A 26557-nucleotide genomic window follows, 5' to 3' on the forward strand; every position below is an offset into this window, starting at 1 on the left:
CCACGCCCTTCGAGACCACATTCTTTGCCAGAACGCCCTCCTGGCCGAAGAGATAGTTCATGCCGGCACAGAGGTGGGCAGGCTCCCATCGCAATGCTCACCACAGGGTACTCCCGCAATACACTACTGCGGTATCTGCACACCGGGCAGCCCCGGTACCGTTCCAAAATTGAGCGAGTTCTCAGGGGGGACGGCAAGCTGCTCTTGAGCACGTCGCGCGGCATCCGCGGCCGCCTTCTCTTGCACCGCCCTGGCGCGCGCTTCGGCCTCGGCTTTCGACTTGGCTTCTGCCTCAGCCTGCGCCTGCGCTTCCGCTGCTTGCCTCTCACGCTGGGCCTGAGCGGCCAAATCCCTCAGCCGCTGCTCTTCAGCCTGTCGCTGTACCTCAAAGGCGGCAGCCTTCTGGCGCTCTGCGTCATTGAACTTGTAGAGAGCGACTTCGCGGCGCAGTCGCTGCTTTTCCAGGACGTTCGACTGCAACCGCTCGACGCGTCGGCGTTCACGCTCGAAGGCGCGCAGCGACAGGAAACCGGTGATATCGGTGACGTCCATCGTACGGCCAGGCGACGCAAGCAGCCCCGAAAAGTCGAGGCGTATCGCAGGCTCCGCGCCGGGAAGCACCTCGTTGCCCGGATTCAGCGCAATATTGAGCGACGCGTTGATGCGCTCCTGCGGCAGGTCGATCTGGCCGTTGCCAACAACCGTTGCCTGATCGGTCGTCACGGCGACGTTCTGAAAGCGCAGAACCCCATCCGTCACGTTGAACGGAATAGCGGTCGGCGGCAGCTTCGCCTCGCCGTTGTTGAGCAATGTCTCGACGATCGGATGGACTTTGCCGGCGTTCAACTGATCCTGCATCGGATCGGTCGCAGCCAGTAACGGCGCCAGCATGCCGAGATTGAGCCCACGCACGCTGATATCGCCGAGCCGAATTTCGCCGGATCCATTCAGCGAACCGGCTATATCCTTCATCGACTTCCCGGAGGCTTCCAGAGAGAGTGCCAGCCCGAACTTGCCATTTGCGACGGGAGCTCCATCGCGCGGCCACACAACCCCGGCGAGGTCCGCGTCCGCCAGAGCCAGCTTTGTCTGGAAGAAGCCTGTACCATCGGCATTGGTAAACAGCAGACTGCCGTTCAGGCTGCCGGCATCCCAGCCGCCCTTGATGTCGTTCAGTTGCAGTTCGTCGCCCTTGTAGGCCACAATAGAGGTGAAATCCGAAATCGGGCCCGACCAGCCAGGCCAGAATTGCTTGGCGGAAAGCTTGAGATTGACGTCCATGTCCTTGAAGACTGGCAGGCCCAGCGCTGCGGCCGACAGGTCGCCCGTCGCTGCATCCGTCATTGGGCCGTAGACCGCTTCCCCGAGCCAAGCGGCATCAGCCTTGGATAGCGCCAATTCGCCCGTCGCCGTTGTCTTCTCCGCTTTGCGGTCGACGGTCAGCGCACCCTTGAATTCGTTGTCAGCGGCATGTCCCGCGATATTCGCAAAAGCAATCTTGTCGCCGTCAATGGTCGCGTTCGTCGTCAGCTTGAACGGCAAGCCCGTACCCATCTGCGGCATGGCGATGCCGTTCATCACAAGATAGGGATCAAGGTCCGCACTCTCCAGTGATACCGCAAGCTGACCGTTCATGAAGGCTTGCGGGCGGACATCCACCTTACCGCCAGCAGTAAACGAGGTACGGTCAGTGGCAAACGTCAGCTGCGCGTCGGCGGGATCCGTGCCCTCAGCCTGTACCTTCAGGGTCAGACGACCGTTGGCGTCCGCATCGACTGGCAAGGGATCAAGGCCGGCCTGCCCGAACAAGATCGAAGTGGTGCTGTTTTCAAGCGTCGCCTCGAGGCTCGTGGTGCCCTTGCCCGTCAGCGCCAGAAGATCCGACATGCGGTAGTCGAGATTGACACGGCTACCATTGCTCACCCCGGCCAGCGTCAGGGTCAGGCCGTCGCCCTCGTCTCCTCCAAGCGTCAAGGCGCCGCGCAGCGCAGTATTGGTGTACCAGGCAGCATTGCGCACGAGCCTATCCATAACCGGATGTTGTGGCAGATGCTGTTTGAGCATGGTGAAGAATGAGCCCGGATCGGCCGATTTGAAGGTGATTTCGCCAGAGCCCTTGTAGTCGAGCAGCGATCCCTCGGCGCGACCGGTCGCGGTCACCTCCGCACCTGCCAGATTCTTGACGGAAAGCTTCTCGACGGCGAGAGCCCCATCAGCAATTGCGAAGCTTGTCTCGACATCGGCCGCTTCGACGCCAAAGGCACTAAACTTGTCGGCCTTGAGCCGCGCGTTGATTTTGTGATCAAGCACGTTGTCACCGGCATCCTGACCCGTGAACAATCCGGTCAGCGCACGCAGCGCATCCAGATCGAGCGCGTCGCCGGCAAGCGCCACGTCCAGCGTCGGCGCCTGGTTGGCCAGCACCTGGCGGTCGAGCGTGCCCTTGAGCGTCGCCTGCCCCACGGCAATTTCCAGGTTGTTGAACGTCTGCCGGTCGTGCGTAAGATTGACGTCGGCGGAAAAACCCGCCTGTCGCAGTTGCCGGATCGCAGGATCGACGGAGCCGGCAAGCCAGGCCGCAAGGCCTGTGGGCTGATTGGAGGCGACCGTGATCTGCCCAACGAAGGATGCCTGCCCCTGCAGATTGAGCTTGCCTTGACCCTCCACCTGCGTACGACCGGGGAGCGTGCCGACCACGTTGTCGATCGTCCAGCCCTTGCCAGCGGGTTCGACATCGAGCTGAATGTCGCGGATTGTCGTGTCTCCGGCAACGATCGCCGGCAATCGAACACTCGCCTTTCCTGGCACCTGCGGCACCGGCACTTGCGAAATAATTTGGATCATCGCGTTCAGTCGCTGCCGGGCCGAAAGGCCGGGATCACGGTTGGTCTTGCCGTTCGCCCCCTGATTGCCGATACGATTGACGTCAATCTGCTGGCCATTCGCAATCAGCAGGAATTGCGGCTTGCTTCCCGTATCAAGCGTCGCCTCTCCGGTGACGACGTAGGGATCGTCCGTAGGTCCGACCTCCAGACGATATTCCGGTATCCGAATGCTTTCGTTGGTAAGTTCGAACTTCCCTTTCAGTCGCGGAGGGACATCAGCCTTGTCGGTTTTCTTGCCATTCCGGTTCTCGATCGATGCGGAGACCGTTCCTTGATAGTTCGGTCTGCGGTCGACGAGCTTCAGCTCACCGTCAAGATCAACCGTGATCGGCTGCCTGTCGGGCTGCAGGCGCGTGCGCATCCGCAAGATTCCGTTCTCGTCAGGCAGATTGCTGGCGATGGTGAAGCTGCCATGCTCGCCGTCGAGTGCCGCATCGCCTTCGATCCGCCACGGACCGGCAAGCGACTTGGCCGACATTTCAGCATTGAGACCCGCGATGTGCCGCGACCGCCCCGACTGATCGTCGATGAACTGGACATCACCGCCGCTGACATGAACGTTCTCGAGAACGACTGTCCTGGCTGGGATTTCAGGCTGGCTTCCGCGCGTCCAGTCGAGCGTGCCGTCCTTCAGAAGTCTCAGCTTAACCTTCGGGTTGACCACGCGCATGTCGAAGATCAACGCTTCGCCCGAGAGGAATGGCGCAAGTTCGGCGTCCATGGAAAACTGCTCGATCTGCACAATCGGCGACCCGTCAAGCTCCTGCCCAACGCGCACGTCATGCAGTGTCACGGAGGGAAACGGCAGCAGGCGCGCATCCACCGCACCATGAACGACGACCTTCTTGCCGATGATCCGGCTCGCCTGGTCCTCGAAATTCTTTCGGAAATCGGTCCAGTCGATAAACAGCGGCGCCAGCAGCGCCACGAATAGCGCCACGACAACCACTCCGCCCAAAAAGACGAGGAACCGGCCTACCAACTCAACAATTCTCCATTCGGAATCCATCGCGGACACTAGAGCATGATACCGAAAGCTGTGAAGCAGCTTTCGGGCAACATCATGCTCTATTTACTTGATTTGGAGATGAATTCGCCTCATCGCCAAATCATTCCCTGCAGCACCGATCCCGGCTGATAGTCAGGCGCGACGGAATGTCCGTCTTCAGGCACGGTGGAATATCTTGCCGGGGTTGAAGATATCGTCCGGATCGAGGGCCGCCTTGACTTGCCGCATCAGGTCGACCGTACCGCCGAGCTCCTCCTCGAGGAATGCCATCTTGCCCTGGCCGATGCCGTGCTCGCCGGTGCAAGTGCCATCCATTGCCAGAGCGCGAGCGTTAAGCCGACCGACAAAGGCTTCGGCGACAGCAATGCCCTCCTCCGTCTTGTCGTCGAACAACAAAAGCACATGGAAGTTGCCATCACCGGCATGACCGACGATCATCGCAAGCAGACCATACTCCTCGATGTCGGCCTGCGTCTCGCCGATGCAATCGGCAAGTCGCGAAATCGGCACGCAAACATCCGTCGAGAGCGCGGCCATTTCAGGCGCCAGCGCCCGCGAGGCCCAGTAGGCATCGTGCCGCGCTTTCCACAGTTTGCTGCGTTCCTCGGCGTTGACTGTCCACGAGAACGCGCCGCCTCCGCATTCAGAAGCGATCTCGGCAAACTGCTCCGACTGCAACGCAACTGTCTCATCCGTGCCGTGAAATTCCAGGAAGAGCGTCGGCTTTTCCTCATAGCTCAGCTTCGAGTAGGCGTTGCAGGCGCGGATTTGCAGGGCATCGAGAAGTTCGATGCGGGCAACGGGAATGCCCATCTGGATGGTCATGATCACCGCATCGCAGGCAGCCCGGACGGTCGGAAAGGCGCAGACGCCACCGCCGATCTTCTGCGGGATGCCCTGCAGCCGCAGCGTCACGGAGGTCAGGATGCCAAGCGTGCCTTCCGCCCCGACGAAAAGCCGGGTCATGTCGTAGCCGGCGGACGACTTGCGGGCGCGCCGTGCGGTGCGGATTTCTTCTCCGTTTGCAGTCACCGCCGTAACGGCAAGCACGTTGTCCTTCATCGTGCCGTAGCGCACGGCGTTCGTTCCCGACGCGCGCGTCGAGGTCATGCCGCCGATCGAGGCATTTGCGCCCGGATCGATCGGGAAGAACAGACCGGTATCGCGAAGATAAGTGTTGAGCTCCTCGCGCGTCACACCCGGCTCGACGGTGCAGTCTAGATCCTCGGCATTGATTTCAAGAATCCGGTTCATCCGGCTGAAATCGATTGATATCCCGCCATTGGGCGCATTGACCTGCCCTTCCAGCGAAGAGCCCGTGCCGAAGCCAATGACCGGCACCTTGTGTTCGGCGCAGACTTTGACTGCCGCCTTCACATCGTCTGCACTCTCGGCAAAAAGCACGCCGTCGGGCAGCTGCGACGGAATGTAGGTCGTCGTGTGCGCGTGCTGTTCGCGAAAGGCTTGGCCGGTCTGGAAGCGCTCGCCAAAGCTCTGTTTCAGAACGCCGAGAGCAGCCGCAATGCCAACCTCGTTGCGTGTTCCGGTTCTTGCATCTTTGAGCGCCATCTCTTTGATCTCCTTCACCTTCGCTGCCGGGAGGCAGGTTGGTATGAGACAAGAGACGGCGCCTGTCTAGTGCAGGACTAGCGAGAATGGTCCTCTGCCGAGCGCCGTTCAGACCAACGGCGGATTGAGCCGTGCAAAGGCCTCCTGCCTGCGGTACGGAAAGTACGGATAGGGCGCGGTCACTGCACTCGCCTTATCGAGCCTTTCCACCTGCTCCTTCGATAGCGACCAACCGACAGCACCGAGATTCTGTCGCAGCTGCGCCTCGTTCCGCGCGCCGATGATGACACTGGCGACAGTCGGGCGGCCAATCAGCCAGTTGAGCGCGATCTGCGGAACGGTCTTGCCTGTCTCTTCCGAAACTTCGAACAGCGCGTCGACGATGTCGTAAAGCTTCTCGTCATCGACCGGCGGCCCGTATTCCGCCGTCTGGTGCAGACGGCTACCCTCCGGCAGCGGCTGGCCGCGCCGGAGCTTACCGGTGAGACGACCCCAGGCAAGCGGACTCCAGACCAGCGCGCCTACGCTCTGGTCGGCGCCAAGCGGCATCAGTTCCCATTCGTAATCACGGCCAGCCAGCGAATAGTAGACCTGATGCGCGACATAGCGCGGATAGCCGTGACGCTCTGCAATCCCGAGCGACTTCATCAGTTGCCATCCCGCGAAATTGGAGACGCCGACATAGCGGATCTTCCCTGCCGTTATCAGCCCGTTGCAAGCACCTCGTCGATAGGCGTCGAGGCATCGAAGGCATGAAGCTGCAGCAGATCGATGTAGTCCGTGCCCAGCCGCCTCAACGCCTCGTCCGTCGAGCGAGTGAGACGCGCGCGCGAGGTTCCCCAATCCGCAGGGCCATCGCCCATCGGCAGGGCGATCTTGGTCGAGATCAGCACGGCATCTCGTCGACCGGCGATCGCCTGGCCAAGGACTTCCTCGGAGGCCCCAGCCGAATAGACATCCGCCGTATCGAAGAGATTGACGCCCGCTTCGAGCGAAATGTCGATCAGGCGCCGGGCTTCGGCGGCGTCCGTATTGCCCCATGCACCGAAGAGCGGACCCGAGCCTCCGAACGTTCCCGCCCCGAAGCTCAAGACCGGCACCCTGAGGCCTGATGCGCCGAGATTTCTGTATTCCATGGTCAGTCTCCTGTTGTGGACTTCAGAAGAGATAGACACTGAATTTACCATGATATAGATTGCCGGAAAGAAAACCATCCATGAACTGAATTCATCATGAGCCGACAAGACATCAATCGCTCCGGCGAAATGGAAGTCTTCGTACGCGCCGTCGAGCTCGGCGGCTTCACGGCCGCGGCCCGCGCCTGCCGCATGACGCCATCTGCAGTCAGCAAGCTTGTAGCGCGGCTTGAGGCACGCCTCGGCGCTCGCCTCGTCAATCGTTCGACCCGCAAGCTGCATCTAACGCCGGAAGGCTCCGCCTTTTACGAGCGCAGCATTTCTATTCTTGCAGACATAGCGGAGGCCGAACGCTACGCCTCCGCCGGCGAACAGGCCGTGGGTCCCATTCGTATTAACACGAGCGCCTCCTTCGGCCATCATATCCTTGCGCCGCTCGTCTCCGAGTTTCTGGCGCTCAATCCCGCCGTCACTCTCGATATCTCGCATACAGACGCCATCGTCGACCTCGTAGAGGATCGAGCCGATGTCGCGATCCGCGCCGGACCGCTGAAGAGTTCCAGTCTCATTGCGCGCAAGCTCGGCGTCACCCGGAAAGTCATCGTGGCGTCGCCGACCTATCTAAAGCGCGCCGGCGAGCCGAAATCTGTTGCGGACCTGAAACATCACCGCCGCATCGGCTTTTCTTATGCGCGCAGCGTCCAGGGCTGGCCCCTTCGCCAGGACGGAGAAACCGTCGCGTTGCCGATCTCACCCGGCGTGCAGGTGGGCGACGGCGAAGCGATGCGGTATATGGCACTGTCAGGCGCAGGCCTAGTCCGCCTCGCCACCTTCACAGTTCGCGCCGATATCGAGGCCGGGCGGCTGGTCCCGGTTCTCGAGGAGATCAACCCCGGTGATATCGAGGAATTTTACGCCGTCTATATCGGCCAGGGCGGTCCGTTGCCGGCCCGCGTGCGAGCGCTGCTCGACTTCCTGGCCGAGCGCGTCAGCCTCTAACGCTGCGAGATCTATAGGATTTCGCAATTGACCCCTTCCCCGGCTCGCGCCTATATCGGCGCATTGCCCTCCGGTCTCTCCGGGCGGCCTCTTTTGCCAGCCAGTGCTGCTCCCTTGCTTCGCCTGATCGCGGTTCCAGCATTGGCAAGACATGCATGGGAATCATGCCGTTGTACGACGCCAGCCGCTTCCTTCGATACGCCAGCCTGCCGCGGTGGATACTCTTGCTCAGCATCTCGACCCTGCTTGTCGTCGGGCTCGAAATGCTTGGCCTGCCGGCCTCACTCCTTATCGGCCCGATGGTGGCGGCAATTATCCTTGCTCTCTCCATCGGCCAGGGATCACTTCGGGTCCCGCGCTGGCCGCTCCTCTTCGGACAGGCGCTCGTCGGATTTCTCATGGCGCGCGCCATCACCGTCGATATCCTGAAGACGATGGCGACCGGCGCACCGCTCTTTCTCGCGATGATCCTTTCCGTCATCGTCGCGGCGGCCGGCCTTGGCTGGCTGCTGACACGCTGGCAGGTCTTACCGGGAACGACGGCGGTTTGGGGTTCCTCGCCCGGTGCGGCTTCCGCGATGGTCATCATGTCCGAAGCCTACGGCGCCGATGCCCGTCTCGTCGCTTTCATGCAGTATCTGCGTGTGGTCTTCGTCGCCGTGGCCGCTTCGGTGGTCTCCCGCCTATGGGTTGCCGCAGACGGTGGCGAACCGCCGGCAATCATCCTCTTCCCACCGGTCGACTGGCAGGCGCTTGCCGCGACTGTCACCCTGACCTGCCTGTCTGCCTATGTTGCTGTCCGTTTTCGTATCCAAGGCGGCACAATCACCGTGCCGTTGGTGCTCGGTTCGCTGCTGCAAGGCTTCGGTCTGCTGACGATCGAGCTTCCGTTATGGCTTCTGGCGATCAGCTATGCCCTGATCGGCTGGAACATCGGTTTGCGCTTCACCCGCGGCATTGTCATGCACGCCGCCCGCGCCCTTCCCCGCGTCGCGGCCTCCATCCTTTTGCTGATGTCGATCTGTGGCTGCATGGCCTTTGCCTTGCACAAATTCGCAGGCGTCGATCCGCTCACAGCCTATCTTGCAACCAGCCCCGGCGGCGCCGATTCCGTCGCCATCATCGCCGCATCGAGCGATGTCGACGTGCCCTTCGTGATGGCCATGCAAACCGGCCGCTTCCTAGTGATCCTGTTTACCGGCCCAATGCTGGCACGCTTTATCGCGCGCCGCTCCGGTCTTGCGGAGAAGCCTGTCTGAGGCTCGCCCATTGGCCAGGCGTCATGCCGTAGGCCTTCTTGAAGTGCCGGGTCAAATGGCTCTGGTCTGCAAATCCGGTCGCGGCAGCAACATCCGAAAGTCCTTCACCCGCCCCGATCATGGCACGCGCATACTGCAGGCGCCGCATGAGGAGATAGCGATGCGGGCTGGTTGCAAAGGCAGCCCTGAAATGCCGCGCGAGGGAAAAGCGGTCGAGGCCGGTAACAACCTCCAACTCGCCCGACCGCACAGTCTCTGTCGCATGCGCTTCGAGATAGTCCCGCGCCAATCTTGCGCGCTGCCACGCCACGCTTCCGAGCGGCCGCTGTGGTGTCCTTGCATGCTTCGCAAGTCCACCGGCAACACGCGAAACGAAGTCGTCGACGAACAGCTCATCGAGCTCGCGATCCAGTTCGCCAAGCGCTGCGAGCAACGTGCCAGCTAGGATGGGATCCCAGATCACCGGTTCATCGACGAATGGCAGCCCGATCTTCTCCTCGTCTAGGCATTCGAGCAGCAACGCCGGTTCCAGATAGAGCATGCGATATTGCAGCCCGTCATCGGTACCCGCACCACCATCATGCTCTTCGTCAGGGTGGAGCACGAGCACCTGTCCTGGCATGCTGAAGCGCCGCTCTCCGCGATAGGAAAAAGTCTGCACACCTTTGATCGTGACGCCAAGCGCATAGGTATCGTGGCGATGGGGCTCGAAGGCATTGCCTGAAAATTGCGCCTCGATCCGCTCGATGCCGGGAAAAGCCGGCGCAGTCACGATCCCGTCTGCGCTGCGTTCCGTGCACAAACGTTCAAGACCCTCGAAGGCATGACTGTTTACATCCTGGTCCAACGCGATTTTCGAACCCGCATGAAAGAGAGTGGAATGTTTGATACCAAAATTGCGATCGTCCTGCGAAACAATCTTGCATCCTGGCAGAAGCTGAACGTGACCGCCTTCCTGATGAGCGGCATTGCCGGACAGAACCCCGAGATCATCGGCGAGGCCTACAAGGATCGCGCCGGCAATCTTTACCATCCGCTCTCCATCCAGCCGATCATCGTTCTATCGGCCGAGGGCGAGACTCTGTCGACGATCCACCGCCGCTCTTTGGAGCGCGGCGTGACCTCTTCGTTGTTCATCGAGGAGATGTTCGCAACCGGCCACGACACCGCCAACCGAGCCGTCTTTGCTGAATATGCACCTGACAATGCCAAGGTCGTCGGCATCGCCATCCGAGCCGAGAAGAAGATTGTCGACAAGATCACCAAAGGCGCGACGATGCACCAATAACGAAAACGGCCGGGCGCTGGCCCGGCCGCTTCTCACGACTGCAATGTCGGTCAGCTCTGGGTGACAGGCGCGATCTGGATTTCGACGCGGCGGTTCTGGGCGCGGCCGGCTTCTGTGGCGTTGGAAGCGATTGGCTGCGATGGGCCGAAGCCAACGGCCGAAACACGGCGCGGATCGATGCCCTGGGTGCCGAGATAGTCGGCAACCGACATCGCGCGGCGCTGCGACAGATCCTGATTGTGCTGCAGGCTGCCGGTGGAATCGGTGTGACCGTTCACGTCGATCAGCGTGCGGTTGAACTTGCGCAAGACGATCGCGACAGAGTTCAGCGTCGGATAGAAGCCAGCCTTCACGGCATCCTGGTCGACATCGAACGTGATATTGGACGGCATGTTCAGGATAATGTTGTCACCGCGGCGGGTGACCGAGATGCCGGTTCCCTGGAGCTGGGCGCGCAGTTCGGATTCCTGCTGATCCATGTAATTGCCGATCGCACCACCCGCGAGCGCGCCGACGCCGGCACCGATCAGCGCAGCGTTGCGACGTCCAACCGGCGAGCCGCCGACAGCCAGGCCAGCAAGCGCGCCAACGCCGGCACCCAGCAGTGCCCCGCCTGACGTGTTCGACATCTTCTGCTCGCCCGTATAGGGGTCGGTCGTGGTGCAAGCACTAAGGTAAGTTGCGGCAACAGACAAAAGTATGAATTTCTTGATCATGGACAGGTGTGTCTCCAGTTCGGTGTTGATGCGACCAGTATTAAGGATTGCGGCAACAAGATGAAGCAGGCGCTTCAGATGCTGGAAATCGGGCAAAATGCACAGCGACTGCGGATCGCAAGCCACAGTGACAGGCTGAGTGGCCGTGTCGCCCGTCGGATTGCGCGCGACACGTCCTTTATCAAGCCGACCTGTTAGAAGTTCTGGAAGAGCTGGCGAACCTTGTCATAGCTGGCGTTAGCGATGTTCAGCGACTGCAAGCCAAGCTGCTCCTGCGTTTGCAGGGCCCGCAGCCGGCTCGACTGCTCCTCCATGTCGGCATCGATCAGCCGGCTGATGCCGCGGGCGTAGGAATCGTCCAACGACTGCGCGAAATCGCCCTGGATGCCGATACGCTTTTCGAGTGCGCCAAAGGCCGAGCCGACCGTCGTCATCTGGTTCAGCATCATGTCGACGACGGTGATCATCTCCTTCACCTGCGCCTGGGTCGTAGTGCTTGAAACCCCAATCTCGACCTGCCCTGCCGTGTTGCCGGCGCCCTTCAGCATCACATAGTTTTGCGAAGCACCGGCCTCGGTGGCAAAATACTGCGACGTGAGAGCGCCGTATTCCCCCGATCCCGTCGTGCGATCATCGATCAGATAGCGCGCATCCTTTGAGCTTGTCGCCCCAACTGGTGCCAGGTCGGCCTCATAGCTCAGCGTGTCGATTTTGACGCTTCCGTCAGAATAACGGATGAAGGACGAAGGGATCTGCCTGGGTTTCGACGGATCCGAGGAATCGTCGATCGCCACCCAGTTGTCGCCGTTGAAGGTCGCCGACTGCGCGACCGACCGCAATTGATCCTTCAGATGAGCGATGTCTGTATTGATCTTGTCCTTGTTGACGCCGGACTCGGTTGCCGCGACCAGCTTTGCCTTGATCTCACTGACGAGATCGATCGCGTTGTCGACGGCGTTGTAGGCCGTGCCCATGGTCGCGGCCGCGAGGCCAAGGGCATCGCGTATTGCCGACTGGGCTTTCTGATCGGTTTTCAGCGTCGAACTGATCGCCCAGTAGGCGCCATTGTCGGACGCTTTTTCCACTCTGAGGCCGGTGGACACCTGCCTCTGGGTCTTGGTCATATCGCGACCGATGTCACGCAAAACATAAAGCGCGGCATCCACCGAAGTGCGCCGATAAATGCTCAAGGCACTGTACTCCGAACACAACAATACGCTGATACACACAAACCGCACCGCGAACGCTCATGTTCGGGGGCGCCCCACACCGGCGCCGGAGCAGCCCCCCCGAAACGCTGGAGGACCTATCGGTTTCTGCTCGCATGATTGCCGCTCATGCTTAAAAAACATCTAAGGTTCAGAGGAAATGCATCCAATCCTACAACTTTTCATAAACTATAAGTCGCAGCGTTTGCCGGCCAGGGCAGCGGGCTTCCTTACTCCGCCGCCTCCAGCCGCCCTGCCTTGGTGGCAGGGCGCGGACGCGAGGCCTGCGCCATTTCTTCGTGGAGGCGCTCCTCTTCGTGAGCATGCGGCTTCGCAAAGCGGGCGATGAGCAGGTAGGCGACCGGCGTGATGTAAAGTGTCACGAGCGTCGCAAAGCCGAGCCCCCCGACAATTACCCAGCCGAGCGCAATACGCGCTTCCGCGCCGGCGCCATGCGCAAAGACCAGCGGAACGCCGCCGAGGATCGTCGCGATCATGGTCATCATCACAGGGCGCAGGCGCAGCGCACACGCCTTCTCGATCGCCGTGCGCACATCTTCGCCGCGATCGCGCAGCTGGTTGGCGAATTCGACGATCAGAATGCCGTTCTTCGCCATCACACCCACAAGCAGCACAAGGCCGATCTGGCTATAGATGTTGAGGCTCGACCCGGTAATGATCAGCGCGAAGACGGCGCACGCGAGCCCCAGCGGCACCGTCGACATGATGATGACCGACGAAAGCACGCTCTCGAACTGAGCGGCTAAAACCAGGAAGATGATGACGATGGCAAAGCCGAAGGTCAGCGCCATTCCGCTCGAGTTTTCTTCCAGCGTCGCGGCCTCAGCAAGAGGGACGAGACGAGCGCCGGCCGGCAGGACCGATTTCGAGATCTCGGTCACTTCCTTGACCGCATCTCCGAGTGAGAGACCGTTCTTCAAGCCAGCGGTGATCGCCACCGACGCAAGTTGCTGTTCGCGGTTCAGCTGCGGCGCGACGGAACTCTCTGTCAGCGTGGCAATCACCGACATCGGCACGATCTTGCCGTCGCCGGTCTTGAGGAAGACGTTCTCGAGATCCGTCGGATCGTCCAGCGGCCGCGTGTTCGATGTGAGCAACACAGGATAGGATTCACCCTTCACGAAGACATCGACGACCGAACGCCCCTCGAGCAACGACTGCATGGCTGTCGAAAGGCCGGTGATATCGATGCCGAGATCGGAGGCACGCTCGCGGTCAATCGTGACAGAAACTTGCGCCTGTGTCGGCTCGTTGGTCAGTCGCGGCGTATCATAGTGTCCCGTGACATCGAGCGCGTGGACCAGGTCGGCAGCCGCAGCCGTCAGAGCCTCATGGTCGTTGCCGACCAGTGCCATCTGCAGCCCGCTGCCGGCGCCACGGATACGCAGGCTGTTGGACTGGATGGCATTGCCACGCAGCGCCGGCACCCTGGCAGCCGTCTTGTTGATATCGGCAACGATTTCGGCCTGCGTGCGGTGACGCTCACCCCATGGGGCCAGCGTCAGCACCATGAAGCCGCTGTTGACCTGTCCGCCCTGTCCCGAGATGGAAAAGACGTTGCGGATATCGCCACTGTCGACGAGCGGCTGAAGATATTCCTCGACCCGCTGCAGCTTGTCGCGCGTATATTCGAGGCTGGAACCCTGCGGCGTTGTAAGGCGCATCATCACCAGGGCCCGGTCTTCGCTCGGCGTCAACTCGCTCCGAACCGTTTGGAACGCGACAACAGCCGCTCCCGCGAAAAGAACGGATGCGACGATGATCACGAGCGGCGCATTCAGGCAGGCATGCAACGACCACCGGTAGGTATCAGCAAACCAGGTGCCGAAACGGCCGAGAAGTCCGTGGTCCTCGAGCATCTCCTTCGTCAGTATCCGCGACGCCAGCATCGGACATAGAGTCAAGGCGACGATGGACGAGAGGCCGACCGAGAAAGCGAGCACGAAGCCGAATTCGCGGAAGAGCCCACCCACCTGCCCCGGCAGGAAGGAAAGCGGAATGAAGACCGCCGCAAGCGTCGCGGTCGTCGCGATCACAGCAAAGAACACCTCGCGCGTACCAAGCACGGCAGCCGCCCGCGGCCCCATGCCCTCCGATCGACGGCGTACGATATTTTCGAGAACGACGATCGCGTCGTCCACGACGAGACCAGTCGCCAGCACGATCGCAAGCAGCGTCAGGATGTTGATCGAGAAGCCAACGAGATAGACGGCCGCGAGAGTTCCGATGAGGGCCACCGGCATGCTGACGGCAGGGATGATCGTCGCGCGCCAGTCCCTGAGGAAAAGGTAGATCACGCCGGTAACGATGACGACGGCCAGGATCAGCGCGAGCAAGACCTCATGGATCGCCCCCTGGATGAAGACGGCGTCATCGCTGGTAATAGCGATCCGCGTGCCCTCGGGAAGCGTCTTCGAAAGCTCGGCAACGGCGTCCTTGATGCCGTTCGAAATGTTCAGCGTATTCGACTGCGCCTGGCGGATAATGCCGAGGCCGATGCCGGGAACGCCGTTGGAGCGCAGTGCAGTCTGTCCGTCGCGCGGCCCAAGCGTGACGTTCGCCACATCGCCGAGTCGCACGTGGCTCTGCAGGACAACGTTGGAAAACTCTTCCGGCGTCTGCAGGCTTGCCATCGCACGCACGACGATCGTCTGCGTCGGGCTCTTCAACGATCCGGCCGGCATATCGAGGGCAGCGCTCGACAGCGCCTTCGTCAAATCACCAACCGTCAGCCCGCGACTGGCGAGTTCGCTCTGGTTGACGTCGACGCGGAAGACCTTCTCCTGGTCGCCATATGTCTCGACATCGGCAACGCCGTCGACGGAGGCAAGACGATCGATAACCTGGTTTTCGACGAGAAGGGTCAGGTCGTCCATGTTGAGCTTGGACGAGGTCACGGCAAGACGCATGATCGGCTGTGAATCGGAGTCGGCCTTGACGATCTGCGGCGCGTCCGCCTCCTCCGGTAGACGATCGGCGATACGGCCGATGGCATCACGCACGTCGTTCGCCGCAACGGCGAGGTCAACCGAGTCGGAAAATTCGAGCGTCACACGGCTCTGGCCGAACTGCGAGCTCGATGAAATCGACTTCAGGCCGCTGACGCGTGCCGCCGCCCCCTCGATGACCTTCGTCAATTCCTGATCGACCGTCTGTGGCGAAGCGCCGTCAAAGGTCGTGCGAACGGTGACGATAGGCCGGTCGACATCTGGCAGTTCGCGCACTTCGATCCCGGCATAGGCCGCGAGGCCGGCAACGATCATGAGTGTGTTGAATACCAGCGCAAGGATCGGGCGTCGGACAAACAGCGCGGTAAATGTCTGCTTGCCGGAAGCCGGCTTCTCCTGCATCTCGATCACGTTCATTGCGTGGCAGGCTCCGAGCTCGACGCGACTTCGCTTGCGACGCGCACTGCTCCGCCCTCAAGGACGCGCTGCAGCCCCTCGGTAACAATGGCGTCGCCGTCCTTCAGGTCGGCTTTGACAAGGATAAAGTCGGGATTGCGCTGCACGATGCTGACGCGAACCTTTTGGGACTTGCCGTCGACAACATGCCAGACGAAAGAGCCTTGGGAGTCCCACTGTACCGAAACGGGGTCCACCGCCGGGTACTGATCACCCGCGAATTTCATACCGACATTGAAAGACATGCCGGCCCGCAATTCGTCGGACGCGTTGTCGATCCGCGCCCGCACGCGCAGTGTCCGGCTGGCGGCGTCGATGCGGTTGTCGATCGCCTCCACCACTCCCGAGAAAGCTCGCCCGGGCAGCGCAACAGAGGTCGCCTCCACCGGGTGACCTACGGTGATCGTGTTGGCAAAGCGCTCCGGTACCCAGTAGTCGACGAGAATCTCCGTCCGGTCGTCGAGCGTGGCGATCGGCGTTGTCGTCGAGACGTTATCACCGACATTGACAGCGATGATACCGACGATGCCATCGATGGGCGCGACGATGTTGCGGCGCTCGAGATTGAGCTCGGCGGCCTGCAGCTGCAGGCGTGCGCCCTGCTCAGCGATCTCTGCGTCGAAGACGTCCATGCGCGACACGCTGGACTTGATGTTGTGGTAGAGGCTGGATTTCTCGATGGCGCTCTTCAGCGCCACATCAGCCTGACCGCGAGCAATGACCTGCTCTTCGCTGTCGAGCTTCGCGAGAACCTGCCCCTTGGTGATCCTGTCACCCGACTTGATGAGGATGTCGCGGATCGTACCGCTCGCCTGCGGCATCACCACGACGGAGCGGATCGCATCCCCCGTGCCGATGGCGCTCAACCGATCATTGACGACGCCACGAACAACGGCTTGCGTGGCGACCAGAACGGGCGCATTGGCTCCGCCACCGCGGCGCCTTGATTGTCCCTCTGCGCTGACCACAGGCTGCGGTGCAGCTTCGCCGGGCGCCAACTTGGAAACCTCAGAAAAGCCGGCCTTGCGCAGCGTCTCGCCGGCCCCCGGCACAAAGTAAACCCATCCAGCAAAGCCGGCAGCAATCACGACAAGGCAAACTATAAACTGCTTCCAAAATGCCATTCACGTCTCCAGAGGGACTCGAGGCTCGTCCAGGGTCTATCGAAAGAGGCGTTCGCAGGACAAATTGCCGCGCGTCTGCGACAATATTGTCTCTTTGCTGATCACCGGCAAGCGAATTGGTCCGCATTACTGAATTGTAATATCAAGACTGAGTTACTGGTAAAACGTTCGCCACTCGTTTCCCGCACGCGTCGCAGCGTTTCTTCGCCGAGGACAAATAACGGTTTTGTTTTCTGACGTTTATGCGACATGCCGTGCCGCCTAGGATAAAACTTGCAGCACATCCGGCAATTCGTCGCCGTTGCGGCCCTCCCAGGCCGGATACAAGCTGAGGACAGCCGCCCGGACAGGAATGAAAGCAGAACATCTTTTCTGGTCTTTCCATCCCGAATCACTACATTACGCGCCATGAGCAATAGTTTCGACGATATCCCCTTCTTCGACGAAGAGCCGGATGAGCCGCCGCGCAAGCAGCCGGCCCCTGCCGCTCCGGCCGGCGGAGGGCTCGCCGCCCGCGCCATGGCCGCTCGCGATGGCGGCAAGCGCCCCGATTACCTTTCCGGCCTGAATCTGGAGCAGACCGAAGCCGTCGAAACACTCGAAGGTCCCGTTCTCGTGCTCGCGGGCGCTGGCACCGGCAAGACGCGCGTTCTGACGACGCGCATTGCCCACATCCTCAACACCGGCCGTGCATTCCCCTCACAGATCCTTGCCGTCACCTTCACCAACAAGGCTGCCCGCGAGATGAAGGAGCGTATTGCCGTGCTCGTCGGCGGCGCCGTCGAGGGCATGCCATGGCTCGGCACCTTCCACTCGATCGGCGTCAAGCTTCTACGCCGCCATGCCGAACTCGTCGGCCTGCGCTCCGATTTCACGATTCTCGATACCGACGACGTCGTTCGCCTGATCAAGCAACTCATCCAGGCGGAAGGCCTCGACGACAAGCGCTGGCCCGCCAAACAGTTTGCCGGCATGATCGACACCTGGAAGAACAAGGGCCTCGGCCCGAGCGACATCCCCGAGGGCGACGCGCGCGCTTTCGCCAATGGCAAGGGCCGCGAACTCTACATCGCCTACCAGCAAAGGCTTTCGACGCTGAACGCCTGCGATTTCGGCGACCTCCTGATGCACCCGATCGCGATCTTCCGTAAGAACCCTGATCTTCTCAAGGAGTATCACGGCCGCTTCCGCTACATCCTCGTCGACGAGTATCAGGACACCAACACCGCCCAGTACATGTGGCTGCGGCTGCTTGCGCAGCGCCCCAGGGGCGAACCGCAGAACGTTTGCTGCGTCGGCGATGACGACCAGTCGATCTACGGCTGGCGCGGCGCCGAGGTGGACAACATCCTGCGCTTCGAGAAGGATTTTCCGGGCGCCAAGGTCATCAAGCTGGAACGCAACTACCGCTCGACGGCACATATCCTTGGTGCGGCTGGCCATCTGATCGCTCACAACGAAGGTCGCCTCGGCAAGACACTCTTCACCGACCGGAGCGATCCCGAGGACATCAAAGTCCAGGTGCACGCCTCCTGGGATTCCGAAGTGGAAGCCAGGGAAATCGGTGAGGAAATCGAGCAGCTTCAGCGCGGCGATGCCAATGGCAAGCGGCATCTGCTGAACGACATGGCAATCCTCGTGCGCGCCTCCTTCCAGATGCGCGAATTCGAAGACCGTTTCGTGACGCTAGGCTTGAACTACCGCGTCATCGGCGGCCCGCGCTTCTACGAGCGCCTCGAAATCCGCGATGCCATGGCCTATTTCCGCCTCGTCGCACAGCCTGCCGACGACCTCGCCTTCGAGCGCATCATCAACACCCCGAAGCGCGGCCTCGGCGATACGACGGTACGCGCCCTTCACGATTACGCTCGCGCCCGGGATATCCCGATGCTGGCGGCAGCCGCCGACATGATCGAAACCGACGAGCTGAAGCCGAAGGCGCGCAAAGCCCTCTTCGACGTCGTTCAGTCGTTCCGCCGCTGGCAGGAAATGCTGGAGAACACGCCCCATACCGAGCTTGCCGAGCAGATCCTCGAAGAGTCGGGCTACACCGACATGTGGAAAAACGACAAGTCGGCGGACGCGCCAACCCGTCTTGAAAACCTGAAGGAACTCATCCGCTCGATGGAAAGCTTCGAGTCGATGCGCGGTTTTCTCGAGCACGTCTCGCTGGTGATGGACGCCGAGCAGAATGAAAATCTCGACGCCGTCTCGATCATGACCCTGCATTCGGCCAAGGGCCTGGAGTTCGACACCGTCTTTCTGCCGGGCTGGGAAGAAGGCCTGTTCCCGCACCAGCGTTCGCTCGATGAAAGCGGCCGCGCCGGTCTCGAAGAGGAACGCCGCCTCGCCTATGTCGGCATCACCCGCGCAAAGCGGCGCTGCCACATCTGGTTCGTCTCGAACCGACGCATCCACGGTCTGTGGCAATCGACGATCCCGTCGCGGTTCCTCGATGAACTGCCGGAAACGCATGTCGAAGTGGCGGAAGCCGAGCAGAGCTATGGCGGCTATGGCAGGGGCAGCTACGGTCAGTCCCGCTTCGACAAGGCCGATCCCTTCGCCAACGCCTATTCGACGCCGGGCTGGAAGCGTGCCCAGCAGAACAAGACGGACGCCACCCGCGACAACTGGGGCACCCGCTCCGGCCATGCCGTGGAGCGCATCGGCTACGGCGAAAGCGGCCCGCGCGGCCGCACCATCGACGGCGAGCTGGTAGCGAAATCCACGGCGACGGAACCCTCGAAGTTCAAGACCGGCGACCGCGTCTTCCACCTGAAATTCGGCAACGGCAATATCATCGAGATCGAGGGCAATAAGCTTACGATCGATTTTGACCGGGCTGGCCAGAAGAGAGTGCTCGATGGGTTTGTGGAGCGGGTTTCATAGGTTTCATCTTATATCAGGATGGATTCACAAGAATCTCAATCTGATCGGCCTGCGGACATCGTGCAGCGTCGATGAGATCGAGACTATAAGACGGCAACATCCCGCTCACCCCAAGATCGGCATTGATCCCAGCCCCAGAATATCATTGAGCAATGCCAGCCCGATTCCGGCCGCGACGACCGCGATGCCGATCAGAAACAGCCGTCTGGCCCGATCGTATTTGGCAGCAATCAGCGAGTCCCGGGCCAGGAGGTCGGCGAAGACCTTGACCTGCAGGGCTATCCCCACCGTCAGCAGCAGCATCGGAAAGATGTCGATCCGGCTCCAGTCGTTTGGATTGGAGGCCCAGCGGCTGATGAAGCTCAAGGAAAAGCCGAGGATGATGCCGGCCGCCGTCAGCGAGCCGTTGCGGAACGTCGCGTCGATCTTCTCCTCTGGACCGGGCTCGGTCATGGCTTGGGCTCCGGGTAATCCCCTCGCACAGAAAGGCAGAAAATCCCGGAGTCAGCAAGGCCGCGGCTCATAGCAGGCCTACGAAGGCGCTAGGCGCAGGCTTCCGCCGCAAACGTTGCGTTCCGCTCTTCAAGCAGGCGCCGCAACACGCTTCGATGGCATCGGCTCTCGTTCTCACAGTAGCAACCGATCGAAAAATGGCTTGCATGCGAAAGCGTGGCGAGCAGGTCGAGCACATGACTTGCCTCCGGCACGTTCATTTCCTTCCTGAAGCTGCGCACAAACATCGCCCATTCGGCATCCGTGGTCGCTGCCTTCGCTTGGGTCACCAGGGCCTGGCTCGGCGAAAGGATCGGCAGCCAGACGTCATAGTAGTTGCGGCTGGAGAATTCCTCCTTCGGTACGCCCCGCGGCGGTCGGCGGACGGTGCCGATGCGCACGCCCTCGCCTTCCGCCCGCGGCGACCCCAGTTGCACGACGCCAATAGCCATTCCGCCCCTCCATCAACCTGTCTACGCATCCAGCAGCAAGGAAGATCATCACGAGCATGACGAGGCAAAACTTGACCGTCGCCACTGTCGCCTGCCGCCTGATACTTTGAACGCTACTCACCATTGTCACTCTTTCGCACCTTCGAAGCCGCGACCTCTCCTGCAAAAGAAGATTGGCGGGATCGCGGGCGTCAATGGCTCCCCGCATGAGAGCGGTCAGCGTTACGGCGGCACCACCAACAACGCCGCGTCAAGCGAAGGTTAACGAATCACTCCTAAAGATCGATCAAATAGTGCTGTGCCTCCAAAGGTAACGCCAAAACCGAAAGTCCCGTCATGAGCGATTGCGATATCTTCGATCTGTCACCAATCGCGATGTGGATCGAGGATTTCAGCAGGGTCAAGGCACAGTTCGATCGCTGGCGCGCCGAAGGCGTCGAAGATATTCGCGCCTATTTGAGGGACGATACCAGACGTGTCGCGGCCTGCTCGCAGCTGATCCGCGTGTTGCGCGTCAACCGCAAGACGTTGGAACTCTTCGAAGCCAACGACCTCGATCACCTCGTCGCGAACCTCGGCTTGGTATTCCGCGATGAGATGCTGGAAAGCCATGTCAACGAATTGGCCGAACTCTGGGACGGCAAGACCGAATTCACCGGCAGCGCCGTCAACTACACGCTGTCCGGACGCCGGCTTGATATCCAGTTGCGCGGCTCGGTGCTGCCGGGCCATGAGCAGTCGCTCGCGCAGGTGATGCTGACGACGGAAGATGTCACGGCTCGCGAGGAAGCCCGCCGCAAGGAGCGCGAAAACCGCCGTTACGCCGAAGGCATTTTCGAGCATTCGCCGGTCTCGCTTTGGGTCGAGGATTTCAGCCAGATCAAGCTGCTGCTGGAGAATGTCCGCGATCGCGGCATCGACGACTTCCGGGTCTTCACCGATGTCCATCCCGAGTTCGTAGGCCAGTGCATGAGCGAGATCCGGGTCATCGACGTCAACCAGGCGACCCTCGATCTGTTCTGCGCGCCTGACCGCCACACGCTTCTGCAACGCATCGCAGAAGTCTTCCGCGACGATATGGAGAAACACTTCCGCGAACAGCTGATCGAACTGTGGAACGGCAGACTTTTCCATCAGCGCGAAGTCATCAACTACGCGCTCGACAGCTCGGAGCGCTATGTCCTCCTGCAATTCTCCGTCCTTCCCGGCCATGAAGCAGACTGGGCACTGGTGCAGGTGGCGCTTACCGACATCACCGCGCGCAAGAAGGCGGAAGGCTATCTCGAATATCTCGGCAAGCACGACGTTCTAACCAAACTCCGCAATCGCGCCTTCTATGTGGACGAGCTGAACAGGCTCGAGCGCAAGTCACTGCGCCCGATATCGGCCGTCATCATCGATCTCAACGGCTTGAAGGAGGCAAATGACCAGCTCGGACATGATGCCGGCGATGGACTGTTGCGCCGCCTTGGCGAGGTCCTGAACGGCGCCGCCGCTCAACCCAATCATGCTGCCCGCATCGGCGGCGACGAATTTGCAGTGCTGATGCCCGGCGCCGACAAGCAGGCGGTCGCGACAATGGTCGAGACCATCGGGGAACTCCTCAAGATCAACAACCAGTTCTACTCCAACGCTCCGCTCAGCATTTCGCTCGGCGTCGCGACAAGCGAGCCAGGGGAAACGATGGAGTCAATGGTGCGGCGTGCCGATATTGCCATGTACGCGCAAAAGCGTGCCTATCACGCCGGCCGCAAGGCGGAAGAGCAAGGCAGCGCCACCACGAACGAAAAGTCCGCCTCGGCGGCTTGAACAGTCGCCCCGACACCTGTCCTAAGAACCAGCCTCGCCAGCGTGTGTTCGCAATCGCGAACTACCTATCGCAACGCAATATTTGAATACTACCATACTAAACGAGTCAGGACTCCGGAATCCCCTGCCTGGCCATTGCTGGCGGCGCCCTGAGGCGCCCTTGCCGACATCATCGGCATATACATCGCCTACCTGATGCCGGTTCTGTGCTATGCTTGTATCGCCTTTTACGGGCTGAAGGGCACCGACCGACCCGACCTTTTCAAGGCTCGCTTCTCCGGCCCCTGCGGCGAAGCGTCTCGACGCTTGCGCCATCCCTCGGCCCTTGGCATGGTGCAATGCAAAATCGAGGGAGTCGCACCGATGAAAGCCTTGCTTCTAGTCGATATTCAGAATGGCTTTTGCCCGGGCGGCAACCTCGCGGTCCCTGACGGCAACGAGGTGGTTCCCGTCGCAAACCGCCTGATCGAGAGCGGCAAATACGACCTGATCGTCGCCTCCCAGGATTGGCACCCGCCCGGCCACGGCAGCTTCGCCTCCTCCCACCCCGATAAGAAACCATTCGAACTCGGCACACTTTCGGGCAAGCCGCAGATGATGTGGCCGGATCATTGCGTGCAGGGCACAGCGGACGCAGAACTGCATCCGGACCTCAAGATGGGCAAAATCGACCTTATCCTGCAGAAGGGCGAGAATCGCAATATCGATAGCTACTCGGCTTTTCGCGACAATGATCAAGACGCGCTTACCGGGCTCGCCGACTTTCTCGAGGGCCAGGACGTGACCGAACTGGACGTCTGCGGTCTCGCGACCGATTACTGCGTGAAGTTCTCGGCATTGGATGCGACCGAGATGATGCCGGGCGTGCGGGTTCGCTTTGTCGAAGACGCCAGCCGCGGCATTACACCCGAAGGCGTTGCGGCCGCGATCGAGGAAATGCGTGCGCGTGGCATCGATATCGTGACCAGCCGGCAAATTCTGGAAGGCTGATCACTGCGTCGCGTTCCGCTGCAACTGATAGACGTCCTCGGAAAAGTCATCCATCCGTCTGGCAAGCGCGACCTGCGCGTCTTCGAGCCCCTTCTTGTAATAGGCGGCGCCAACTTCCTTCGCAAAGAACTCAAGAACGATCTCCGCTTTGAGAAGGCCTATCGGCTGGTCCAGCTCGCTGTCGAAATAATGCTGGATCCGCGCAAGGAGCTCGGTCTTCTCTTCCTTCGAAAGTTCGATCTGATTCATGTTCTCTCCCCGAAAGGCGATCGGCTGCGAATGCATCGTTCAGCGAAATCGATCGTTCAATCAAGGAAATTTGCTTGCGGCAGATACCGCCCCTCCTTAGACGAGGGCAAAATTCCAGAAGGATTGTCGCCGATGAGTCGCGCTGATTTTTTCGACGGTTTGCGCGGTGGCTCAGCCGTTGCGCTGGCCTCGGCCCCATTCGGGGCTTTGTTCGGAGCGCTGGCGGTCGATAACGGCATGTCGCTCGCCGAAACGACCTTCATGAGCGCCACGGTCTATGCCGGCGCAAGCCAGATGGTCGGCATCGAGCTCTTCGGCCACAACGTCCAGGCTTGGCTGATCGTCGCCTCCATCCTGGCAGTCAACTTTCGCCACGTGCTCTATTCGGCGGCACTCGCGCCCTACATCAAGCACTTCTCGCCGATCCAGAAGTTCTTCACCTTCTTCCTGCTGGTCGATCCGCAGTTTGCGGAAACGGCAAAACGCGGCGAAGCAGGCAAGCCGGTCACGTTTGTCTGGTATCTCGGCTTTGGCATCATCATCTATGTACCCTGGGTTTTGGTCAGCTTGCTCGGCGGCATGCTCGGCAGTTACATCGGCGACCCGAAATCGATCGGACTGGACATCCTGCTGCCGGCCTATTTCCTCGGCATCGTCCTTGACTTCCGCCATCGCGACAATTTTCTGCCGGTCGCCGCCGTCAGCGCTGTCGCCTCCATTATCGCCTATCATTATGTCGGCTCGCCTTGGCACGTCAGCCTAGGTGCCGCGGCAGGCATCATCCTTGCCGCCCTGTTCCCGCCGCCACCGCATGAGCAGGAACTCGAATCCGATTTGCACGAGGTATGACGATGGCCTTCGATCTTCACATGGCTCTCGTGATCGTCGCAGCCGCGGTTGCGACCTACGCAACCCGCATCGGCGGCTATATCCTCATCACCACGATGAAGCGCATTCCGCCGCGCATGGAGGCTGCGCTTGCCGCCGTCCCCGCCGCGGTCTTGACGACGCTTGTTGCGCCGGCCTTCTTCATCGGCGGTTGGGATTCGAAGCTCGCCCTGCTCGTCGCACTCCTCGTCGGTCTGCGGGTCTCGCACACCTGGATGCTGATTGCCGCGTGGCTCGTCGTCATGGGCTGGCGTCACACGATCGGCATGTAACGCCACTGGCGGCCGACAAGGCCGCCTCGCTTAATATTCCAGCGGCAAGGTCGCATTTTCCAGCCACGCCTTGACGTCGTGGTCGTGAATCAGCGGCATCAGCGCTTCTCGGGTGCGCTCGTGGTAGCTGTTGAACCAATGCAGCTCGTCATGCGTCAGAAGTTCCGGAATAACCAGGCTGCGGTCGATCGGGCAGAAGGTCAGCGTCTCGAATCCGAGCATTGGCATGTCGCCACCGTCGATCGCCTCTGCCTCGCGGACATAGATCAGGTTCTCGATGCGGATGCCGAAAGCGCCGGGGCGGTAATAGCCGGGCTCGTTCGAGAGGATCATCCCCGGCAAAAGCTCCTGCGTCGAGAGCCTGGCGATGCGCTGCGGGCCTTCATGCACTGAAAGATAGGACCCGACGCCGTGACCGGTTCCATGGGCAAAATCAACCCCTGCCCGCCAGAGTGCAATGCGGGCAAGCGGATCGAGGTCGCATCCGCGCGTGCCCTTCGGAAACCGTGCGGTGCTGATCTGGATCATGCCCTTCAGCACCAGCGTGAAGAAGCGCTTGTGCTCCTCGGTGACGGAACCGATGCCGACGGTGCGGGTAATGTCGGTCGTGCCGTTGATGTACTGGGCGCCGGAATCGATCAGGAAGAGTTCCCCGGCCTCCAGCTTGCGGTTCGTTTCCGTCGTCACGCGATAGTGCATGATAGCCGCGTGCTCGCCGGCTCCGGAGATCGTGTCGAAGGAGATATCCTTCAGCGGGTTCTGCATACTCTGGCCGACACGGGCGCGTGCCGCTTCCAGCTTCTCCGCCACCTCGATTTCGGTCACGGTCCCCGGCTTGATCTGCGACAGCCAGGAGAGAAATTCGACCATCGCCGCGCCGTCCTGCAGATGCGCAGCCGCAGAACCGTTGATCTCAACGTTGTTCTTGACAGCTCGCGGAAGCTTTGCGGGATCATTCCCTTCCACGACCTCGCCACCCCCCTTGCGAATGATCTCCGCCAAGGCATACGAGGTAAGGTCCGGATCCACGACGACTCGACCGCCATCTCTTGCAACAGCGGACAGTTTCCTTTCGAGTTCCGACGGCGGAAGCTGCATGCACATCTGCGCCAGATAGGCTTCGGCCTCGATACCGGTCTTGCGCTTGTCGAGGAAGAGGTCCGCCTTGCCGTCGGCATAGATGATCGCACGCGCCAGCGGGTGCGGCGTGTGCGGAACGTCGGCACCGCGAATATTGAAGATCCAGGCGACCGAGGACGGATCGGCGATCAGCGCCGCCTTGAGGTTCTTCTTTGCAAGATCGGCAGCGATCGTTGCAATCTTGTCGGTCGCGAGCACGCCCGCCTGCACGACGCTCTGGATCATCACCTGTCCCAGCGGCTCCTGCGGCCGGTCGCTCCAGAGCTTGTCGAGAGGATTGTGAGGCAGGACAACGAGCGAACCGCCAATTTCGGCCAGCGCCTTTTCAAGTCGCCGCACGTCTGCGCCGGAATGCAGCCAGGGATCGATGCCGAGGCGCAGGCCCTTGGAGCCGTTCTTCGCAAGCCAGGCATGAGGCGGTTCGTTCACAAGGTCTCCGCCTGTGAAGACGGAACTATCCACTTGCTCGGTAAGTTGCGTCACGTAGCGCCCGTCCACGAAGACAATCGCCTCCGAACGCGTTACCAGCGCAACGCCCGCAGACCCGGTGAAGCCCGTCAACCACGACAAGCGCTCCGAACAAGCCGGCACGTATTCGCCGTTGAACTCGTCGGCACGCGGCACAAGAAAGGCGTCGATATCAAGCGCATCAAAACTTGCGCGCAAAGCCGAGACGCGATCGCGGCCGAATTGTGGCGTCGAAGTGACTTCGAAAGACTGGAACATGTTCAAGAATCCGGTGTTTTAGGCGAATCCCC

General features: G+C 60.9%; 19 protein-coding genes and 1 pseudogene. 8 read left to right on the top strand and 12 right to left on the bottom strand.

What is annotated here, in order from left to right; translation table 11 throughout:
• Positions 1–123: 123 nt before the first annotated feature.
• From PMI09_RS27755 to PMI09_RS27765, 3 genes and pseudogenes are all read right to left on the bottom strand, one after another.
• Complete coding sequence (locus PMI09_RS27755) at positions 124–3867, bottom strand: AsmA family protein (RefSeq protein ID WP_007802213.1); 3744 nt, start codon at positions 3865–3867, stop codon at positions 124–126.
• Between the two features lie 183 nt (positions 3868–4050).
• Positions 4051–5463 (bottom strand): FAD-binding oxidoreductase, encoded by a 1413-nt coding sequence (locus PMI09_RS27760; protein WP_007802217.1) that lies wholly within the window; start codon positions 5461–5463, stop codon positions 4051–4053.
• Positions 5464–5571: 108 nt separating this feature from the next.
• Positions 5572–6599: pseudogene (locus PMI09_RS27765) on the bottom strand (aldo/keto reductase).
• A 96-nt stretch (positions 6600–6695) separates the two neighbouring features.
• Between PMI09_RS27765 and PMI09_RS27770 the strand changes: the two are divergent.
• Both PMI09_RS27770 and PMI09_RS27775 read left to right on the top strand, forming a co-directional pair.
• Positions 6696–7598, top strand: coding sequence for a LysR family transcriptional regulator (locus PMI09_RS27770; protein ID WP_007802224.1), 903 nt, complete (start codon positions 6696–6698; stop codon positions 7596–7598).
• 164 nt (positions 7599–7762) lie between these two features.
• On the top strand, positions 7763–8857 hold the full coding sequence (locus tag PMI09_RS27775) for an AbrB family transcriptional regulator (RefSeq protein ID WP_193385430.1): 1095 nt from the start codon (positions 7763–7765) through the stop codon (positions 8855–8857).
• Here the strand turns inward: PMI09_RS27775 and PMI09_RS27780 are convergent.
• Positions 8817–9704 carry an AraC family transcriptional regulator gene (locus PMI09_RS27780; protein WP_037084400.1) on the bottom strand — a complete coding sequence of 296 codons (888 nt, stop codon included), beginning with the start codon at positions 9702–9704 and terminating at the stop codon, positions 8817–8819. The genes PMI09_RS27775 and PMI09_RS27780 overlap by 41 nt on opposite strands.
• A 33-nt stretch (positions 9705–9737) precedes the next feature.
• Between PMI09_RS27780 and PMI09_RS27785 the strand changes: the two genes are divergently transcribed.
• Complete coding sequence (locus PMI09_RS27785) at positions 9738–10145, top strand: DUF2000 family protein (RefSeq protein WP_037084403.1); 408 nt, start codon at positions 9738–9740, stop codon at positions 10143–10145.
• Positions 10146–10195: 50 nt separating this feature from the next.
• Here PMI09_RS27785 and PMI09_RS27790 read toward each other — a convergent pair whose 3' ends face one another.
• The 4 genes from PMI09_RS27790 to PMI09_RS27805 all read right to left on the bottom strand — a co-directional run bounded on the left by PMI09_RS27790 (position 10196) and on the right by PMI09_RS27805 (position 16618).
• The gene (locus PMI09_RS27790; RefSeq protein ID WP_037084427.1) at positions 10196–10861 is read right to left on the bottom strand and encodes an OmpA family protein; all 666 of its coding nucleotides are present in this window, start codon (positions 10859–10861) and stop codon (positions 10196–10198) included.
• A 194-nt stretch (positions 10862–11055) separates the two neighbouring features.
• Positions 11056–12051: a flagellin N-terminal helical domain-containing protein gene (locus tag PMI09_RS27795; protein ID WP_007802234.1), complete on the bottom strand. Its 996-nt coding sequence runs from the start codon at positions 12049–12051 to the stop codon at positions 11056–11058.
• A gap of 248 nt (positions 12052–12299) precedes the next feature.
• A complete protein-coding gene (locus tag PMI09_RS27800; protein ID WP_007802236.1) occupies positions 12300–15455 on the bottom strand; it encodes an efflux RND transporter permease subunit in 3156 nt (1051 codons plus the stop codon).
• Complete coding sequence (locus PMI09_RS27805; RefSeq protein WP_007802239.1) at positions 15452–16618, bottom strand: efflux RND transporter periplasmic adaptor subunit; 1167 nt, start codon at positions 16616–16618, stop codon at positions 15452–15454. Before PMI09_RS27805 ends, PMI09_RS27800 begins: the two co-directional genes overlap by 4 nt.
• A gap of 408 nt (positions 16619–17026) precedes the next feature.
• Here PMI09_RS27805 and PMI09_RS27810 point away from each other — a divergent pair, with 408 nt between their 5' ends.
• Positions 17027–19507, top strand: coding sequence for an ATP-dependent helicase (locus PMI09_RS27810; protein ID WP_007802242.1), 2481 nt, complete (start codon positions 17027–17029; stop codon positions 19505–19507).
• 105 nt (positions 19508–19612) lie between these two features.
• Here PMI09_RS27810 and PMI09_RS27815 read toward each other — a convergent pair whose 3' ends face one another.
• Both PMI09_RS27815 and PMI09_RS27820 read right to left on the bottom strand, forming a co-directional pair.
• A complete protein-coding gene (locus PMI09_RS27815; RefSeq protein WP_007802244.1) occupies positions 19613–19960 on the bottom strand; it encodes a hypothetical protein in 348 nt (115 codons plus the stop codon).
• Between the two features lie 89 nt (positions 19961–20049).
• The gene (locus PMI09_RS27820) at positions 20050–20451 is read right to left on the bottom strand and encodes a DUF488 domain-containing protein (protein ID WP_007802246.1); all 402 of its coding nucleotides are present in this window, start codon (positions 20449–20451) and stop codon (positions 20050–20052) included.
• 336 nt (positions 20452–20787) lie between these two features.
• On the opposite strand from PMI09_RS27820, the gene PMI09_RS27825 reads away from it, so the two are divergent.
• Both PMI09_RS27825 and pncA read left to right on the top strand, forming a co-directional pair.
• Positions 20788–22260, top strand: a complete 1473-nt coding sequence (locus PMI09_RS27825; protein WP_007802248.1) for a sensor domain-containing diguanylate cyclase — start codon at positions 20788–20790, stop codon at positions 22258–22260.
• 363 nt (positions 22261–22623) lie between these two features.
• A complete protein-coding gene (gene pncA, locus PMI09_RS27830; RefSeq protein WP_007802250.1) occupies positions 22624–23250 on the top strand; it encodes a bifunctional nicotinamidase/pyrazinamidase in 627 nt (208 codons plus the stop codon).
• Here pncA and PMI09_RS27835 read toward each other — a convergent pair whose 3' ends face one another.
• On the bottom strand, positions 23251–23499 hold the full coding sequence (locus PMI09_RS27835) for a DUF2164 domain-containing protein (RefSeq protein ID WP_007802251.1): 249 nt from the start codon (positions 23497–23499) through the stop codon (positions 23251–23253).
• A 132-nt stretch (positions 23500–23631) separates the two neighbouring features.
• Between PMI09_RS27835 and PMI09_RS27840 the strand changes: the two genes are divergently transcribed.
• Entirely contained in the window at positions 23632–24348 is a 717-nt protein-coding gene (locus tag PMI09_RS27840; RefSeq protein ID WP_007802253.1) for an AzlC family ABC transporter permease, read from the top strand.
• Between the two features lie 2 nt (positions 24349–24350).
• On the top strand, positions 24351–24659 hold the full coding sequence (locus tag PMI09_RS27845; protein ID WP_007802255.1) for an AzlD domain-containing protein: 309 nt from the start codon (positions 24351–24353) through the stop codon (positions 24657–24659).
• Positions 24660–24689: 30 nt separating this feature from the next.
• Here PMI09_RS27845 and PMI09_RS27850 read toward each other — a convergent pair whose 3' ends face one another.
• Positions 24690–26525: an aminopeptidase P family protein gene (locus tag PMI09_RS27850; RefSeq protein ID WP_007802257.1), complete on the bottom strand. Its 1836-nt coding sequence runs from the start codon at positions 26523–26525 to the stop codon at positions 24690–24692.
• Between the last annotated feature and the right edge of the window lie 32 nt (positions 26526–26557).

Source organism: Rhizobium sp. CF122, assembly GCF_000282035.1.
Taxonomy (GTDB): Bacteria; Pseudomonadota; Alphaproteobacteria; order Rhizobiales; family Rhizobiaceae; genus Rhizobium.

Bases quoted from the DNA above. Each gene is read 5' to 3' on its own strand.
- PMI09_RS27825 (WP_007802248.1), top strand. From the start codon at position 20,788: ATGAGCGATTGCGATATCTTCGATCTGTCACCAATCGCGATGTGGATC.
- PMI09_RS27790 (WP_037084427.1), bottom strand. From the start codon at position 10,861: ATGATCAAGAAATTCATACTTTTGTCTGTTGCCGCAACTTACCTTAGT.
- PMI09_RS27785 (WP_037084403.1), top strand. From the start codon at position 9,738: ATGTTTGATACCAAAATTGCGATCGTCCTGCGAAACAATCTTGCATCC.
- PMI09_RS27820 (WP_007802246.1), bottom strand. From the start codon at position 20,451: ATGGCTATTGGCGTCGTGCAACTGGGGTCGCCGCGGGCGGAAGGCGAG.
- PMI09_RS27840 (WP_007802253.1), top strand. From the start codon at position 23,632: ATGAGTCGCGCTGATTTTTTCGACGGTTTGCGCGGTGGCTCAGCCGTT.
- PMI09_RS27760 (WP_007802217.1), bottom strand. From the start codon at position 5,463: ATGGCGCTCAAAGATGCAAGAACCGGAACACGCAACGAGGTTGGCATT.
- PMI09_RS27810 (WP_007802242.1), top strand. From the start codon at position 17,027: ATGAGCAATAGTTTCGACGATATCCCCTTCTTCGACGAAGAGCCGGAT.
- PMI09_RS27800 (WP_007802236.1), bottom strand. From the start codon at position 15,455: ATGAACGTGATCGAGATGCAGGAGAAGCCGGCTTCCGGCAAGCAGACA.
- PMI09_RS27850 (WP_007802257.1), bottom strand. From the start codon at position 26,525: ATGTTCCAGTCTTTCGAAGTCACTTCGACGCCACAATTCGGCCGCGAT.
- PMI09_RS27775 (WP_193385430.1), top strand. From the start codon at position 7,763: ATGCCGTTGTACGACGCCAGCCGCTTCCTTCGATACGCCAGCCTGCCG.
- PMI09_RS27835 (WP_007802251.1), bottom strand. From the start codon at position 23,499: ATGAATCAGATCGAACTTTCGAAGGAAGAGAAGACCGAGCTCCTTGCG.
- PMI09_RS27805 (WP_007802239.1), bottom strand. From the start codon at position 16,618: ATGGCATTTTGGAAGCAGTTTATAGTTTGCCTTGTCGTGATTGCTGCC.
- PMI09_RS27815 (WP_007802244.1), bottom strand. From the start codon at position 19,960: ATGACCGAGCCCGGTCCAGAGGAGAAGATCGACGCGACGTTCCGCAAC.
- PMI09_RS27770 (WP_007802224.1), top strand. From the start codon at position 6,696: ATGAGCCGACAAGACATCAATCGCTCCGGCGAAATGGAAGTCTTCGTA.
- PMI09_RS27845 (WP_007802255.1), top strand. From the start codon at position 24,351: ATGGCCTTCGATCTTCACATGGCTCTCGTGATCGTCGCAGCCGCGGTT.
- pncA (WP_007802250.1), top strand. From the start codon at position 22,624: ATGAAAGCCTTGCTTCTAGTCGATATTCAGAATGGCTTTTGCCCGGGC.